Source organism: Micromonospora vulcania, from assembly GCF_042658605.1.
In the GTDB taxonomy this organism is placed as follows: domain Bacteria; phylum Actinomycetota; class Actinomycetes; order Mycobacteriales; family Micromonosporaceae; genus Micromonospora; species Micromonospora vulcania.
In genome coordinates, this window is the sequence record NZ_JBHSQS010000010.1 from 83,265 (window position 1) to 99,515 (window position 16,251).

12 protein-coding genes are annotated in these 16,251 nt (G+C 73.1%); 8 read left to right on the forward strand and 4 right to left on the reverse strand.

Going from position 1 to position 16,251, the window contains the following annotated elements; all coding sequences use genetic code 11:
• Positions 1 to 58: 58 nt before the first annotated feature.
• Complete coding sequence (eccCa, locus tag ACFQGL_RS18280; protein WP_377513302.1) at positions 59 to 4,048, reverse strand: type VII secretion protein EccCa; 3,990 nt, start codon at positions 4,046 to 4,048, stop codon at positions 59 to 61.
• A gap of 101 nt (positions 4,049 to 4,149) precedes the next feature.
• On the opposite strand from eccCa, the gene eccD reads away from it, so the two are divergent.
• The gene (eccD, locus tag ACFQGL_RS18285; RefSeq protein ID WP_377513304.1) at positions 4,150 to 5,553 is read left to right on the forward strand and encodes a type VII secretion integral membrane protein EccD; all 1,404 of its coding nucleotides are present in this window, start codon (positions 4,150 to 4,152) and stop codon (positions 5,551 to 5,553) included.
• A 31-nt stretch (positions 5,554 to 5,584) separates the two neighbouring features.
• On the opposite strand, the gene ACFQGL_RS18290 is transcribed toward eccD, so the two are convergent.
• Positions 5,585 to 6,091, reverse strand: coding sequence for an inorganic diphosphatase (locus tag ACFQGL_RS18290; RefSeq protein WP_377513306.1), 507 nt, complete (start codon positions 6,089 to 6,091; stop codon positions 5,585 to 5,587).
• Between the two features lie 544 nt (positions 6,092 to 6,635).
• Between ACFQGL_RS18290 and dacB the strand changes: the two genes are divergently transcribed.
• The 3 genes from dacB (at position 6,636) to tilS (ending at position 10,324) form a co-directional block, all read left to right on the forward strand.
• Positions 6,636 to 8,132, forward strand: coding sequence for a D-alanyl-D-alanine carboxypeptidase/D-alanyl-D-alanine endopeptidase (gene dacB, locus ACFQGL_RS18295; protein WP_377513545.1), 1,497 nt, complete (start codon positions 6,636 to 6,638; stop codon positions 8,130 to 8,132).
• 103 nt (positions 8,133 to 8,235) lie between these two features.
• Positions 8,236 to 9,306 (forward strand): zinc-dependent metalloprotease, encoded by a 1,071-nt coding sequence (locus ACFQGL_RS18300; RefSeq protein ID WP_377513308.1) that lies wholly within the window; start codon positions 8,236 to 8,238, stop codon positions 9,304 to 9,306.
• A gap of 10 nt (positions 9,307 to 9,316) precedes the next feature.
• Positions 9,317 to 10,324 (forward strand): tRNA lysidine(34) synthetase TilS, encoded by a 1,008-nt coding sequence (tilS, locus tag ACFQGL_RS18305; RefSeq protein ID WP_377513310.1) that lies wholly within the window; start codon positions 9,317 to 9,319, stop codon positions 10,322 to 10,324.
• A 17-nt stretch (positions 10,325 to 10,341) separates the two neighbouring features.
• On the opposite strand, the gene ACFQGL_RS18310 is transcribed toward tilS, so the two are convergent.
• Positions 10,342 to 11,304, reverse strand: coding sequence for a GlxA family transcriptional regulator (locus tag ACFQGL_RS18310; RefSeq protein WP_377513312.1), 963 nt, complete (start codon positions 11,302 to 11,304; stop codon positions 10,342 to 10,344).
• Between the two features lie 150 nt (positions 11,305 to 11,454).
• On the opposite strand from ACFQGL_RS18310, the gene ACFQGL_RS18315 reads away from it, so the two are divergent.
• The 4 genes from ACFQGL_RS18315 (at position 11,455) to folE (ending at position 15,446) form a co-directional block, all read left to right on the forward strand.
• Entirely contained in the window at positions 11,455 to 11,592 is a 138-nt protein-coding gene (locus ACFQGL_RS18315; RefSeq protein ID WP_377513314.1) for a hypothetical protein, read from the forward strand.
• A 100-nt stretch (positions 11,593 to 11,692) separates the two neighbouring features.
• Positions 11,693 to 12,268, forward strand: coding sequence for a hypoxanthine phosphoribosyltransferase (gene hpt, locus ACFQGL_RS18320; protein WP_030328005.1), 576 nt, complete (start codon positions 11,693 to 11,695; stop codon positions 12,266 to 12,268).
• Between the two features lie 467 nt (positions 12,269 to 12,735).
• On the forward strand, positions 12,736 to 14,745 hold the full coding sequence (gene ftsH / locus ACFQGL_RS18325; protein ID WP_377513316.1) for an ATP-dependent zinc metalloprotease FtsH: 2,010 nt from the start codon (positions 12,736 to 12,738) through the stop codon (positions 14,743 to 14,745).
• A gap of 35 nt (positions 14,746 to 14,780) precedes the next feature.
• A complete protein-coding gene (folE, locus tag ACFQGL_RS18330; RefSeq protein WP_377513546.1) occupies positions 14,781 to 15,446 on the forward strand; it encodes a GTP cyclohydrolase I FolE in 666 nt (221 codons plus the stop codon).
• Positions 15,447 to 15,511: 65 nt separating this feature from the next.
• On the opposite strand, the gene ACFQGL_RS18335 is transcribed toward folE, so the two are convergent.
• Positions 15,512 to 16,234 (reverse strand): hypothetical protein, encoded by a 723-nt coding sequence (locus ACFQGL_RS18335; protein WP_377513318.1) that lies wholly within the window; start codon positions 16,232 to 16,234, stop codon positions 15,512 to 15,514.
• Positions 16,235 to 16,251 lie beyond the last annotated feature (17 nt).

Here is a 16,251-nt window from a genome sequence, read left to right on the forward strand (position 1 = left end):
ATGACGATCGGAGAATAACGGTTTCCCCGGGTGTCACGGGGAGAACCGCAGAGACAGGTCATGGCGGCGGCAGATGAGCGAGCTGAACGAGGCGTACGCCCTCCCGCCGGGTGACCAACCGCGCACGGCCCGGCGGCAACGGTCCAGGACGGACCGGACCGACCAGTGCGCCCTCGTCGGGGCTGCCTGCCATCACCAGACCGGCCGTGGAGAGTTCCCGTAGTCGCTGCACGACCGGTTCGTACTGGGCTCGGCCCGCGCCACCGGAACGGCGGGCCAGCACCAGGTGCAGCCCGACATCCCGGGCCCGCGGCAGGTGCTCCTCCAGAGCCCGCAGCGGGTTCGCCGGCCCGGCCGCCACCAGGTCGTAGTCGTCGACCAGTACGAACAGCTCCGGCCCGGACCACCAGGACCGGTCCCGTAGTTGCTGCGCGGTGACCTCCGGGCCCGGAGCCCGCCGCTCCAGGTAGCCGGCCGCCGACTCGACCAGGTCGGCGGTGTGTGCCGCGGCCGTGCCGTACCCGATCAGGTGCGGCGTCTCGATCGCCCCGAGCAGGCTGCGTCGGTAGTCGACCAGGATCACCCGGGCCTGCTCAGGCGTGAACCGAGTGATGATCGAGGTGGCCAAGGCGCGCAGGAACGACGACTTCCCGCACTCCGCGTCCCCGAAGACCACGAAGTGTGGCTCGACGGCGAAGTCGAGCAACACCGGGCGCAGGTCCGCCTCGGCGACCCCGATCGGTAGTCGCAGCCCGGTCGTCGCGGCGAGGTCCAACTCGGCGTACGGCAGCACCGGCGGAAGCATCCGGACCCGGGGAGCCCGAGGGCCCGCCCAACTGCCCGCGACGCGTTTGACCAGGTCGCCGGTGTCCCCGCCGGCGGCGGCGAGCTGCGGGAGCGCGGTGAGGAAGTGCAGGCTCTCGGCGGTCACGCCCCGACCCGGCCGCTCCGGCACGTTCGCGGCCGCCCGTCGGGCCACCAGCGAGTCGGCCGGGTCGCCGAGGCGCAACTCCAGCCGGGAGCCGAACAGGTCCCGGATCGCCGGGCGGAAGTCCAACCAGCGCAATGCCGTGGCGACCACGTGCAGCCCGTACGACAGGCCCCGGGTGGCCAGGTCGGTTACCAGCGGTTCCAGGTCGTCGTACTCGCCACGGACCGTGCTCCAGCCGTCGATCACCAGGAACACGTCGCCGTACGGGTCGGTGCCCGGCTGGCCGGCCGTACCCACCGCGGCCCGTCGTTGCCGGTACGCGGCCATCGACTCCACGCCCAGCTCGGCGAACCGGCGTTCCCGCTCGGTCAGCAGGGTGGTCATCTCGCCGACGGTGCGTCGGACGGCGGTCGGGTCGGAGCGCCCGGTCACCCCGCCCACGTGCGGCAGATCGCGCAGCGCGGCCAGCCCGCCGCCGCCGAAGTCGAGGCAGTAGACCTGCACCTCGGCCGGGGTGTGGGTGAGCGCCAGCGCGCAGATCAGCGTACGCAGCGTGGTGGACTTGCCACTCTGCGGCGCACCGACCACCGCCACGTGCCCGGCCGCGCCGTCCAACGCCAACCACAGCAGGTCCCTGCGCTGCTCCAGCGGCTTGTCGACCAGAGCCACCGGAACCCCGAGCGAGCCGTGCAGCTCCGGGTTGCCCACGGTGAGCCCGCGCGCCGGGTCCACCTCGACCGGGCCGAGCAGCTCGTCCAGGCCCGATGGCTGGCCGAGCGGGGGGAGCCAGACCTGGTGCGCGGGCGGGCCCTGCCCGGCGAGCCGGTCGACCAGCAGGTCGAGCAGGGTCTCCCGGCCGTCGTCCTCCTCGGCCACGACGGGTACGGCCGGGGTGGCCGGCTCGGGCACCGGTACGACGTGCGTGGTGAAGGTACGCAGGCGGGCTCCGCCACCGGTGGCGGAGCCCGCCGTGGCGGCCCGTCGGCGGACCGCGCCGGAGACGTACGCGGCCTTGAACCGGGCCAGCGGGTCGGTGCCGGCACGGAGGTAGCCGTGACCCGGCGAGCGGGGGAGTTCGTGCGCGTCCGGTACCCCGAGCACGGTGCGGGACTCCAGCGCGGAGAAGGTACGCAGCCCGATCCGGTACGACAGGTGGGTGTCCAGACCTCGCAGCCGCCCCTCCTCCAGGCGCTGGCTGGCGAGCAGGAGATGCACGCCGAGCGACCGGCCCAGCCGGCCGATCTGCACGAATAGGTCGATGAAGTCGGGCTTGGCCGACAGCAGCTCGGAGAACTCGTCGCAGACCAGCAGCAGGGACGGCAGCGGAGCCAGCGGGCTACCGGCCGCCCGGGCCCGTTCGTAGTCGCGCACGCTGGCGAAGTTGCCGGACCGACGCAGCAGCTCCTGCCGGCGGATCAGCTCCCCGTTGATCGCGTCGACCATGCGGTCGACCAGTGGCAACGCGTCCGCCAGGTTGGTGATCACGGCGGCGGTGTGCGGCAGCCGGTCGAACGAGGCGAAGGTGGCACCGCCCTTGAAGTCGACCAGCACGAAGTTGAGCTGCTCGGAGCTGTGCGTGGTGGCGAGCCCCAGCACCAGGGTGCGGAGCAGCTCGGACTTGCCGGAGCCGGTGGCACCGATGAGCAGGCCGTGCGGGCCCATCCCGTCCTGGGCGGACTCCTTGAGGTCCAGCTCGATGGCACCACCGTCCGCGCCCACCCCGATCGGTACCCGCAGCCGGTCGCGCGCGGAGCGTGGTCCCCAGCCCTGCTCGGCCGTGAAGCTCTCCGGGTCTCCCAGGCCGAGCAGATCGGGTAGGCCCAGCTCGGCCTGGAGCGGGGCGTCCGGGCCACGGGCCACACCGGCCAGCCGCAGCGGTGCCAACCGCCGGGCGACCGCCTCGGCGTCGGCGGGGTCGAGCTGGTCGGCGGTGCCCACCTCGGCGTGCCCCTCGACCGAGAAGGAGTGCAGCCGTCGGCCGCGCAGCTCCAGTAGCAGCGCGTACCGGTCCAACAGGCGTGGCGGTGGGGTGTCCAGGTCCAGGACGGTGACGGCGTCGATGCCACCGTCGCCGGTCAGGTCGGTGGCGCCGGTCAGGTCCCCGCCGTCGAGGACCACCACCACGTGCGGGCCGTCGGTGGCCGGGCCGGTCGGACTGAACCGGGACCGACTGGCCAGTACGTCGGCCAGCAGCCGTTCCAGTTCGGCGGCCGAACTGGTGACGAGTCGTAGCGGGCCGAGCGCGTCCACCTGGCCGGGATGGTGCACGTGCGGGAGCCACTTGACCCACTCCCAACCGGCTCGGCGTTCCGGCCCGGCACAGACCGCGACCAGCAGCTCGTCGGGGGCGTGGAACACGGCGAGCTGGGTGAGTACGGCCCGGACCAGGGCCTGCGCCGCCGGGTCGCCGGTGGGTGGGCCGCCGCCGGTCGGGGCGGTGCCGCCCCCGGCCCGGCCGGCGGTCCGCACGTGCACCCGGGCGAAGCTGCGCAGGGACAGCGCCACCGGCAGGTCGGGCACCACGGAGTACGCGTCCAGAAAGCGGCGCAGCGCGCCCGCGGTCATCGGTTCCAGCTCCTCCAGCGGCCGGGTGACCGGCGCGACGAGCGGTGTGGCCAGGGTCTGCGGCCCGACGGCGACCCGGACCACCGCGAAGTCCGGATCGGTCGGGCGTCGCTCCCAGACCCGGTGACTGTCCACGGTCGACCACAGGCGTCCCGGGTCCGGGTGCCGGTAGTAGAGCCCGGCCCGCTGCTGCCCGGCGGTCTGCCGGACCCGGCGACGCAGCGTCGCCAGGTGGCGCAGGTACTCCCGTCGGGCGGCCATCATCTCGGACTTCTTCGGAGTGCCCGAGGCGCTGCCCCACGAGTTCACCAGCATCGCCAGCGAGGACAGCCCGAACATCCCGCCCACCACGTACGAGTACGCGCCGCCGCCACGGCCGAACATCATCGCCATCGCGACCGTGCCGCCGAGCATGGGCAGCAGCATGAGGAGCTGCTGCCACCGCCCGCCGGTCACCGCGGGGATCTCCGGCGGCGCCTCGACCGGCAGTTCGCCGGTCGGAATCTCCGGCGCGGGCCGGCGGGGCGGGCGCTTGATGACGACGGTGGACACTCGGCCTCCTGACAGCGGTAAGTAACCCGAGCCTGGCTCATGGTAGGTAAAGTCCTGTCGTCCGCGCAGCCTCCGATGCTTCTCGATATGGAGATCAGTCGATGACAACCGGGCTGGCCCGCGTCACCATCAGCGCGCCCCAACGGCGGGTGGACGTCGCCCTGCCGGAGCAGGTGCCCCTGGCCGAGTTGCTGCCCGACGTGCTCCGGCACGCCGGAGAGGGGCTGGCCGACGACGGCGAACGACACGGCGGCTGGGTTCTGCGCCGCACCGACGGCGCGCTGCTCGCGACCGCGCAGGCGCTGCTGCCGCAGGGCGTACGCGACGGTGAGGTGCTGCACCTGGTGCCGGCCCAGGCCCACTGGCCCGAGCTGGAGTACGACGACGTGGTGGAGGCGATCGCCGACGGCGCCCGCCGCCGGGGCGGTGCCTGGTCGCCCGCCGCCACCCGGGTGGCGGCCCTGAGCGGTGCGGCGGTGCCGCTCGCCGTCGGGCTGCTCGCCCTGCTCGCCAGCGGCCCGGCGCACCGGGGCGGCTGGCCGGCGGCGACGGTGGTGGCGCTGCTGCTCACCGTGGCCGGCACGGTCGCCTCCCGCGCCAACGGTGACGGTGCCGCCGGAGCGACCCTGGGCGGCTACGCCCTGCCGTACGCGTTCGCGGCCGGAGCCCTCGCGGTCGGCTCGGGTGATCCGGTCGGGCCGTTCGGGCCGGCGCGCTGGGTCGGCGCGCCCGAACTACTGGCCGGTTCCGTGGCGCTGCTGCTGGTGGCGCTGCTCGGGCTGCTCGGCGTGGCCAGTCGGTTACGGGTCTTCGTGGCCGGCGTCACGGTCGGCCTGGTCGGTGCCGGCGCGGCCCTGGGCGGGCTGCTGCTGACCCCAGCCGGCACGGCTGCGGTGCTGCTCAGCGCGCTGGTCTTCGCCGTCGGGGCGATCCCGCTGCTGGCCATCAGGTTGGGCAAGCTCCCGTTGCCGCCGATCACGCTGCCGACCACGGCGCCCGACGCGGAGCCGGGACGGGCCCGGGACCTGCCGGACCGAGGTCGGGTGAACGCGGCGGTGGCCCGCACCGAGGAGATGCTCACCGGGATGCTGCTCGGGCACGCCCTGCTCGCGGTGGCCGCGGCGGCGGTGCTCGGGGTGGCCGGCGGGACGGCCGGGCGGGTGCTGGTCGCGGTGGCCTCGGCCGTACTGCTGCTGCGGTCGCGGCTGTTCGTGGCGCTGCGGCACCGGGTGCCGACGGTGCTCGCCGGTCTCGCCGGCTACGCGGTACTGGGTGCGGTGCTGGTCGGTAGGGCCGACGACACCGGTCGGCTCGCGCTGGTCCTCGGCGGGACGGCGCTGGCCCTGGTGGCCGTCGCGGCCGGCACCGGGTACGCCCGCCGACCGGTCTCGCCGTACCTGGGCCGAGTCGCGGACCTCACCGATACGGCGCTGGTGGTCGCCGTGGTGCCGGTCGCCTGCGCGGTCCTCGACCTGTACGACCGGGCCCGAGGGCTGCTCGGTTGAGCGACCCTCGGGCCCGGTACGTCAGTGCTCGTCAGTGTGCGGCGTCGCCGTGCGCCTCGGCGTCCTTGGCCCGCTGGTAGGAGGCCCGGATCTCGGCCTCGGCCTCGGTACGGCCGACCCAGGTCGCGCCCTCCACCGACTTGCCGGGCTCCAGGTCCTTGTACACCTCGAAGAAGTGCTGGATCTCCAGCCGGTCGAACTCGCCGAGGTGGTGGATGTCGCGCAGGTGCTCCTGGCGGGGGTCCTCGTAGGGCACGCAGAGGACCTTGTCGTCGCCGCCCTTCTCGTCGGTCATCCGGAACATGCCGATCGTGCGGCAGCGGATCAGGCAGCCCGGGAAGGTCGGCTCGGGGACCAGCACCAGCGCGTCCAGCGGGTCGCCGTCCTCGCCCAGCGTGCCCTCGATGAACCCGTAGTCGGCCGGGTACTGGGTGGACGTGAAGAGGGTGCGGTCCAGCCGAATCCGGCCGGTCGCGTGGTCCACCTCGTACTTGTTCCGGTGACCCTTGGGGATCTCAACCGTCACGTCGAAATCCATCTGCACGCTCCCTCGTCTGCCCACGCTGGCTAACGGAACCACTGGCGCCCCCCGGACAGGTGAATGCCCACCCGCCGACTCCGGCCGCCGCATAGTCTTCGGACCGAAGTAGTGTCACCCAAGCCGATTTTCGCTGGGGGAGGAGGGGGTCGTGGGGAGGGAAGATTCACACTACCGCCCGGACGGGAGCGACGGGCAGGGGACCGGCCGATCCCGCTCCGGCGGCGCCACCGGGCGGGTCCCGGTGCCCGAGGCCCACCTTCCCCGTACTCCCGAACCACCGGCCGACCAGCAGGCCCAGGCAGCGGAGACGCTACCCGACCGTCCTCCGCCGCCGCCGTGGCGCCCGCCCGTCGGGTCGGCTCCGGCCGGCCCGAGCAGCGGCCGCTTCCCGGTCCTCGGCGGCGACCGGCCCGTGAGCCCGCCGGCGGTCGGCAACGCCGCGGTCCCGGCCAGCCCGGCGCCGGGTGTCCCGTCGTCCGGTGCCGGCCCGACGGCCCCGATCCGCACCGACCCCCCACCGCTGGGTCCGCCGATCTCCGCGCTGCCCGCACCCTCCGATGCCACACCTCCGTCCGGGCCCTCCGGCGCCACGCCTGCTCCCGCGCCCACCGCCCCGCGCCGCCTGCGGCGGCTGACCCTGGTGCTGGCCGTCGTGCTGGTGCTGATACTCGCTGGCGTCGGGATCGTGGTGACCCGGCCCGGCCCGGTCGCCGGCTGGCTGGGCGACGACGCCGCGCCGGCGCCCGTCGCCGCCGGTGTGACCCCGGACCCCGACCCGTCGGACGTGCTGGCCGGCCCTGACCAGAACGCCCCGGTGCCCAGTCCCGAGGGGGTACGTGCCGCGCTGGACCCGCTGGTCGGCGTCGCCACCCTGGGCGACCGGGTGAACGTCTCGGTTGCCGACGTGGCCACCGGGCAGACGCTGTACGCCAAGGGAGCCGACAACGGAACCGTGCCCGCCTCGGTGACCAAGCTGGCGACCGCGGTGACCGTGCTGGCCGCTCGTGGGCCCGCCTATCGGATCCCCACCCGGGCGGTGGCCGGCGCGCAGCCCGGTGAGGTGGTGATCGTCGGTGGCGGCGACCCCACTCTGGCGGTCGACAAGAAGGGCTACTACCCGGGCGCGGCGCGCCTCGACGACCTGGCTGCCCAGGTGCGTACCGCCCTCGGTGGCACCGCCCCGACCAGCGTCACGGTGGACGGCTCGATCTACTCCGGCCCGGTCTACGGCCCGGGTTGGGATGCCGACATTCCCACCGGCGGCTCCGGTGGCGCGGTGACCGCGTTGATGACCGACGGTGCCCGTAAGGACCCGCGCGTCGAGCACGGCGCGGCCGAGCGGGTCCCCGAGCCCGACCTGGCCGCCGGTCGGTCTTTCGCCCGGCTGCTCGGCGTGCCGACCAGCGCCGTCAAACGGGGTACGGCACCCGCTCAGGGCGCGGTCGGTGGCACACCGGCCCCCGGCACCGAGTTGGGCGTGGTGCAGTCCCCACCGCTGATCCGGGTGGTCGACATCATGATCAGCGAGAGTGACAACCTGGTTGCCGAGGCGCTGGCCCGCCAGGTCGCCCTGGCCCGCAACGAACCGGCCTCGTTCGACGGCGGCGCCGCCGCGATGGACGCGGAGGTGGCCGAGCTGGGCCTGCCCGCCGACGAGATCACCCTCTCCGACGGCAGCGGACTGTCCCGCCGCAACCGGATCAGCCCGTCGCTGCTGACCGACCTGATCCGGCTGGCCGCCAGCCCGGACCATCCGGAACTGGCCGGCATCTTCGGCGGCCTGCCGGTGGGCGGCTGGTCCGGCACCCTGGACGAGCGGTATCAGGGCGCCCCCGGCACGGGCGCTGGCGCCGGCACCGTACGGGCCAAGACCGGCACGTTGACCAAGGTGCACTCCATCGCGGGCCTGGTCACCACGGCCGACGGTCGTCTGCTCACCTTCGCGGTGCTCACCGACAACGTGCCCGGCGGGCGGGAAACCGCCCAACCGGCGCTGGACCGGATCGCCGCCGCGCTGGCCGGCTGCGGCTGCTCCTGACCACCGCCGCCCCAGGGCTCCAGACCGGCGGCGGAGCCGCGACCGGTGTCGACGGCCAACGCGAGCCCGGGCCGGGGTGTTGCGGCGCGGGTACGGTGGGTCCATGGCGCAGTTCGTGGACTGGGATCTGGCCGCCGCCACCGCGGGGGCGTTGAGCAAGTCGGGCCCCCGGGTGTCGTACGCCGAGGCCACCGACGTGGTCGGCGACCTGCGCCGGCTGACCGAGGAGGCGGCCGGGCACGTGGCCGACTACACGGGGCTGCGGGCGCAGGTGGCGCACCCGGCGGTCCGGGTGGTCGACCGCCGGGACTGGGCCGCCGCCAACATCGCCGGGCTGCGTGAGGTGATCACCCCGCTGGTCAGCCGGCTCTCCGGTGACAAGCAGCCGGGTGCGCTGACCGAGGCGATCGGGTCGCGGCTGACCGGCGTACAGGCCGGGACCGTGCTGGCGTACCTCTCCGGTCGGGTGCTCGGCCAGTACGAGGTCTTCTCCGCCGACCCGGGTCAGTTGCTGCTGGTCGCGCCGAACATCGTCGAGGTGGAGCGCAAGCTCGGTGCCGACCCGCGGGACTTCCGGCTGTGGGTCTGCCTGCACGAGGTCACGCACCGGACCCAGTTCACCGCCGTGCCGTGGATGCGGGCCTACTTCCTGAGTGAGGTGCAGGCGTTCGTCGACGCCTCGTCCAGCGGCAGCGAGCACCTGGTCGAGCGGTTGCGGCGTGGGGTGGCCACCCTGTCCGAGGCGGTCCGCGATCCGGAGAGCCGCACGAGCGTGCTGGACATCGTGCAGACCCCGGCACAGCGTGCCGTACTGGACCGGCTCACCGCGTTGATGACCCTGCTGGAGGGGCACGCCGAATTCGTCATGGACGGTGTCGGCCCACAGGTGATCCCGAGCGTGGAGCGGATCCGGGCGTCGTTCAACCGACGCCGCGAGGCGGGCAACCCGCTGGAGAAGGCGATCCGCCGGCTGCTCGGGGTGGACGTCAAGATGCGCCAGTACGCCGAGGGGCGCAAGTTCGTGCACGGCGTGGTCGAGCGCGTCGGCATGGACGGCTTCAACTCGATCTTCAACTCGCCGCTCACCCTGCCCCGGCTCTCCGAACTCGGCGACCCGGACGCCTGGGTGACCCGCGTGCACGGCCCGGCCGGCACCGTCCCGGCCGCGGGCTGACCGTCCGCCGGTGGCCGCGCTCGCCCCGCCGGTGGCCGCGATCCGGGTGGCGGTCCGGCACGCCCTGACCGGTCTGCCGTCCGGCGGCCCGGTGCTGGTCGCCTGCTCCGGCGGTGCCGACTCGCTCGCCCTGGCGGCGGCCACCGTCTTCGTGGCACCGCGACTGGGCTGGGCCGCCGGCCTGGTGACCGTCGACCACGGCCTGCAGGACGGCTCGGCACAGCGCGCCGAGGCGGTGGCGACCTGGGCCCGGGAGGTCGGGTTCGCACCGGTGACGGCGGTACGGGTGGACGTGGCCGGGCGCTCGGGTGGGCCGGAGGCCGCCGCCCGGGAGGCCCGCTACCAGGCGTTGACCGAGGTGGCCCGGCAGCACGGCGCGGTCGCGGTGCTCACCGGGCACACCCGGGACGACCAGGCGGAGACGGTGCTGCTCGCGCTCGCCCGAGGCGCCGGCCCACGGGGGGTGGCCGGGATGCCCGACCGGCGGGAGCTGGCCGGGGTGCCGCTGTTGCGCCCGCTGCTCGCGATCGGCCGGGACCAGACCCGCGCCGCCTGCGTGGCGCTCGGGCTCCGTCCGTGGCAGGACCCGCACAACACCGACCCGTCGTACGCCCGGTCCCGGGTCCGCGCCGACGTGTTGCCGGCTCTGGTACGCGCGCTCGGGCCGGGCGTGCTGGACAACCTCGCGCGTACCGCCCGGCTGGTGGCGGCCGACAACGCCGCCCTCGACGAGCTGGCGGAGAAGGCGCTGGCGGCGGCCCGGCATTCCGAGGGTGGCCTCCGGGTGCCGGAGTTGGTCGGCCTGGCACCCGCGGTACGCGGACGGGTGCTGCACGCCTGGGCGCGTGAGCTGGGAGCCTCGCCGGGTGCCCTGTCGTACCGGCACGTCGCCGCGCTGGATGCCCTGGTCACCGCGTGGCACGGTCAGGGCCCGGCGGACCTGCCCGGCGGTGTCCGGGTGCTGCGTCACGCCGACCGGCTCGCGCCCGTCAACCCCACCGCTGAGTCGGGCGCCTGAACCATTCGGGGCGGCGGTCAGCCGCTGTGCGCGCGGTCCCGGAAGGTGGTCCGGTAGCCGTGCGGGGTGGCGCCGACCCGGCGGCTGAAGTGATGGCGCAGCGCCGCCGCGTCACTGAAGCCAGCCTGGTCGGCGACCGCCTCCACGCTCAGCGGGGTCTCCTCCAGCAGCCGGCGGGCGAGCAGCACCCGCTGGTTGGTGAGCCAGTCGTGCGGGGTGGTGCCGGTCTCGGCGCGGAACCGACGGGCGAACGTCCGCGGTGCCATGCCGGCCCGTGCCGCCAGCTCCTCCACCGTGATCGAACGGTCCAGGTGCCCCATCAGCCACTCCAGCACCGGCTCCAACGTGGGCGCCTCGGGGGCCTTCGGGATCGGCGCCTCGATGTACTGCGACTGGCCGCCGTCGCGGTGCGGTGGGACCACCATCCGCCGGGCCAGCCGGGTCGCCGTGGCCGAGCCGTGCTCCTGGCGGATCAGGTGCAGGCAGGCGTCGATGCCGGCGGCGGTGCCGGCGCTGGTGAGCAGTCGGCCGTCCTGGACGTAGAGCGAGTTGCAGCGCACCTGGGCGCGCGGGTGCCGGTGTTGCAGCTCGTCCACGTACCGCCAGTGGGTGGTGCACTCCCGGTCGTCGAGCAGCCCGGCCGCACCGAGCACGAACGCGCCGGAGCAGACGCTGAACAGGTACGCGCCGCGCGCGTCGGCCCGGCGCAGCGCGTCGAGCACCGGACCGGGGACGGTGGTGCCCTGGGTGTGCGCGGGTACGGCCACCAGGTCGGCGTCCTCGATCGGGGCGAGGTCGGCGTGCGGGGTGAGGTGGAAGCCGGACGAGGTGCGTACGGCGGCTCCGTCCGGGCTGCACACCTGGAAGCGGTAGCCAGGGAAACCATCCGCGGTTCGGTCGGTGCCGAACACCTCGGCGAGCACACCGAGCTCGAAGGGGGCGACCTGGTCGAGGGCGAGTACGGCGACCGAACGAAGCATGTGACGAGGGTAACCCGAGAGGTGGCAGGAAATCGATGGTCAATGGCATCGCTGCCACTGTCCGGTCGGCGCGAGGGGTCCCAGACTGGTGTCAGTCCGGTGCGCACCGGCGGCGAAACCGACAGCAATCATGCGAAAGCGAGCGCCGCCATGGAGTTCCTGCTCTTCCTCCTGTTCCTCGTCCTGCTCGTCGCCGCCTCGGCGGCCGGCCTCACCACGGACAGCCACGATTCGGCCGACTGGAAGCCAACCGACGACGGCCGCCGCTGGCGGTCGCGTACCAGCTGAGGTGCTTTGCGTTCTTTGCGGCGAAAATCCCCGGCGGGGCTGCGCCAAAAGGTGCGGCCCCGCCGACGGAGGCCATCCGACGTACGGCAGGCTAGGAGTCATGGCTGACGGCTCCTGGTACGACGCCGACATCGACCACGTGATCATCTCCGAGGCGCAGATCCGCGAAAAGACGGCGGAGCTGGCCAAGCAGGTCTCCGCCGACTACGCCCACGTGGGTGACGGACTACTGCTGGTCTGCGTGCTCAAGGGTGCGGTGATGTTCATGGCGGACTTCGCCCGGGCGCTGGGCCGCAACGGCCCCCCGGCCGAGCTCGACTTCATGGCCATCTCCTCGTACGGCCAGGGCACCACCTCCTCCGGGGTGGTCCGCATCCTCAAGGACCTGGACCGGGACATCGCCGGTCGGCACGTCGTGGTCGTCGAGGACATCGTCGACTCCGGCCTGACGCTCTCCTGGCTGCTGCGTTACCTGGAGTCCCGTTCGGCGGCGAGCGTCGAGGTGGTCGCGCTGTTCCGCAAGCCGGACGCGGTCAAGGTGCCGGTTCCGGTGAAGTACGTCGGCTTCGACATTCCGACCGAGTTCGTGGTCGGGTACGGCCTGGACTTCGGTGAGCGCTACCGGGAGCTGCCGTACGTCGGGGTGCTCAAGCCCGAGGTCTACGCCCGCTCCTGACGCCCGCCGGGGTCACCTCGGCGGTGGCGTGAGGCCAACTCGTATCGGCATCCGTCAAGCCGACGTTCAGCGCGCTCTCAGCTGTTCCGGTTACCGTGGAGCACGGTGGTGCGGAAGGCACCTCCGCGTACGACCCCTCGACCGCTGGACCGGGCGTTCGGGTGGCCGTGCCGGACTCCCCGCCACGCCGGTTTCTGCCCGGACCCGCCGTACGTTTCGGTGCGGGGCTGGCGAGCATGCTCGCGGTGCGCCTCGTCGATGGCGAAGGTGTGCCGAGTGCGGGGCTCGCAAGCTCACTCCTCGCGTACACGGTGTACCGTCGAATGACCGCGGCGCGGCAGTTTTCGCGCCTCGGGGTCGAGGCCGGCCCGCACGGCGGCTCCGGCCGCCGCTACGACGCGGCGACACCATCAGACGGTCAGGACGTCGATCAGGAGGATGCGGGCGCCCCGGCGCTCGACAACAGTATGGAACGTACGCGTTTCTTCCGCCGACCGGTGGTCTGGATCATCCTGGTCATCCTCGGCGCCGTTGTGCTCAGTCAGCTGTTCACCGCTGGTCCCAGCTACCACCGCGTGGACACTTCCGTTGCGCTCGACCAGCTCCACACCGCGCAGATCAACAAGGTCGTGTTCCAGGACAAGGAGCAGACGCTCCAGCTGGACCTGAAGAACAAGACCAAGTTCGGCGACACCACCACCAACAAGATCGAGGCCCAGTTCCCGTACCAGGTGGGCGACGAGGTCTGGAACCAGGTGCTGGACGCCAAGGCGGCCAACCGGGTCACCGGCCCGGCGGACGCCAAGGTCTCGTCGGACAGCATCTGGGTGAGCCTGCTGGTCAACCTGCTGCCGATCGCGCTGCTCGTGCTTCTGCTGCTGTTCTTCATGTCGCAGATGCAGGGCGGCGGCTCCCGGGTGCTCAACTTCGGCAAGTCCAAGGCGAAGATGATCACCAAGGACACTCCGAAGACGACCTTCGCGGACGTCGCGGGGGCCGAGGAGGCCGTCGAGGAGCTGTACGAGATCAAGGACTTCCTGCAGAACCCTGCGAAGTACCAGGCCCTCGGCGCCAAGATCCCGAAGGGTGTGCTGCTCTTCGGCCCGCCCGGTACCGGCAAGACGCTGCTGGCCCGAGCGGTCGCCGGCGAGGCCGGGGTTCCGTTCTACTCGATCTCCGGCTCCGACTTCGTGGAGATGTTCGTCGGCGTCGGTGCCAGCCGGGTCCGTGACCTGTTCGAGCAGGCCAAGACCAACGCGCCGGCCATCGTCTTCGTCGACGAGATCGACGCCGTCGGTCGACACCGTGGCGCCGGCATGGGCGGCGGCCACGACGAGCGGGAGCAGACGCTCAACCAGCTGCTCGTCGAGATGGACGGCTTCGACACCAAGGGCGGGGTCATCCTGATCGCGGCCACCAACCGACCGGACATCCTCGACCCGGCGCTGCTGCGCCCGGGCCGGTTCGACCGGCAGATCCCGGTGGACGCCCCCGACATGGAGGGCCGCAAGGCCATCCTGCGGGTGCACGCCAAGGGCAAGCCGTTCACGCCCGACGTCGACCTCGACGCGGTGGCCCGGCGTACCCCGGGCTTCAGCGGTGCCGACCTGGCCAACGTGATCAACGAGTCCGCGCTGCTCACCGCCCGCAAGGACCAGCGGGCGATCACCAACGACTCGCTGGAAGAGTCGATCGACCGGGTGATCGCCGGTCCGCAGCGACGGACCCGGGTGATGAGCGACCAGGAAAAGAAGATCACCGCGTACCACGAGGGTGGCCACGCGCTGGTCGCCTGGGCGCTGCCGCACGCCGCACCGGTGCACAAGGTGACGATCCTGTCCCGCGGTCGCTCGCTGGGCCACACCCTGGTGCTGCCCACCGAGGACAAGTACACCCAGACCCGCGCCGAGATGATCGACACCCTGGCGTACGCGCTGGGCGGTCGGGCCGCCGAGGAGCTGGTCTTCCACGAGCCGACCACCGGCGCCGGCAACGACATCGAGAAGGCCACCCAGTTGGCCCGCGCGATGATCACGCAGTACGGCATGAGCTCGAAGCTCGGTGCGATCAAGTACGGCACCAGCGGAGACGAGCCGTTCCTCGGCCGCAACATGGGCCACGAGCGGGACTACTCGGATTCGGTGGCCGCCGAGATCGACGGCGAGATGCGGGCACTGGTCGAGCTGGCACACGACGAGGCCTGGGAGATCCTGGTGGAATACCGGGACGTCCTGGACAGCATCGTGCTGGAGCTGATGGAGAAGGAGACCCTCTCCACGGCGGACATGGCGCGGATCTGCGCGCGGGTGGTCAAGCGTCCGCCGCTGGCGCCGTACAACGGCTTCGGCAAGCGGCAGCCCTCCACCGAGCCGCCCGTGCTCACCCCGGCCGAGAAGGACGCCCTCAAGGCGCAGGCCCAGGCCGACGGCGCGCAGGCGTCGGTCGGTGGTTCCAACAACTCGGACGGTACGCACTGAGTAGCGACCCGACGGCCAGCTCCCCCAACCGGGAGCTGGCCGTCTCCGCGACCGAGCCCGATTCGGACGACGGCCTCGACTACGTGGCCGCCCGGCTGATCAGCGGCAAGCTGACCGGCCGCCCGGTCGAGGATGCGATCGACCTGGGCCGGATCGAGAAGGCGGTACGGGAGATCCTGATCGCGGTCGGCGAGGACCCGGACCGTGACGGTCTCCAGCAGACCCCGGCCCGGGTCGCCCGGGCGTACGCCGAACTCTTCGCCGGCCTGCGGGTCGACCCGGCCCAGGTGCTCAGCACCACCTTCGAGGCCAACCACGAAGAGTTGGTGATCGTCCGGGACATCGACGTGATGAGCCTCTGCGAGCACCACCTGCTGCCGTTCCGCGGCAGTGCGCACATCGGGTACATCCCCGGCCCGGACGGTCGGATCACCGGCCTGTCCAAGCTGGCCCGGCTGGTCGAGGTCTTCGCCCGTCGGCCGCAGGTGCAGGAACGGCTCACCTCGCAGGTCGCCGACCTGCTCATGAGCAAGCTCGCCCCGCGCGGCGTCGTCGTCGTGCTCGAGTGCGAGCACATGTGCATGGCGATGCGCGGCATCCAGAAGTCGGGTGCCAAGACGATCACCTCGGCGGTACGCGGCACCCTCCAGCACGACGCGAAGTCGCGTGCCGAGGCGATGGCGCTGATCATTCCCCGCTGACACCCGTACGGGCGAACGGCCGGTCGACCCCTGTGGGGCGGCCGGCCGTCTCCAACAGCGACTGGTCAGCCGGCCAACAGGGCCAGCAGGAGGCCGGCCGTGACCAGCACCGCCGGCACCAGGCAGACCAGCGCGCCGAAGCGCACCGTGCGGTCCAGCCGCTCGCCCGGGGCGGCCCGGAACACCCGGCCGATCCCCACCCAGCCGGCCACGAAGGCGACCGCCGGCATCGGCAGCCCGCAGATCAACGCCGCCACGCTGGCCGGACCCGCCCCGGTCGCCAGGTACACCACGATCTGGATCAGTGGCACCACCAGCGCCAGCGGCCCGTACACCAGGAGGTTGCGCGGCCGAGCGGGCCAGGACCCGGGGTGGAGCCAACCGCGTACGGCCAACGCCGCGTCCGCCGCCTCGGCCCGGCTCCGTGCGGCCCGCAGCGCCGCCAGCACCGCCGCCGGGCCACCCGCCATCGACCGGGCCGCCTCGGTCAGCTCCGGCGGCGACGGCACCAGCGACATCGCCGGTACGCCCAGCTCCCGCAGCCGTTCCTGCTGGCTCGCCAGCCCGGTGCGGACCACGGCCAACTCCTCCCGGGCGGCCTCCGCCGACCGGGCCTGCTCACCGGCGGCGGACGCCGCACCACGGCGTACCCCGTCCAACTCGCGCGCGGCGGCGAGATACTCCGACCAGGCCGTGGTGGTGGGCTCCGCCGGAACCGGGGTGACGTCCCCGACCGGCTCGGCGGTCCGTTGCCGCCCCGGCCCGGTCACCGTCGTGCTCGGACCCATCCCGCCACCCCCCGTGC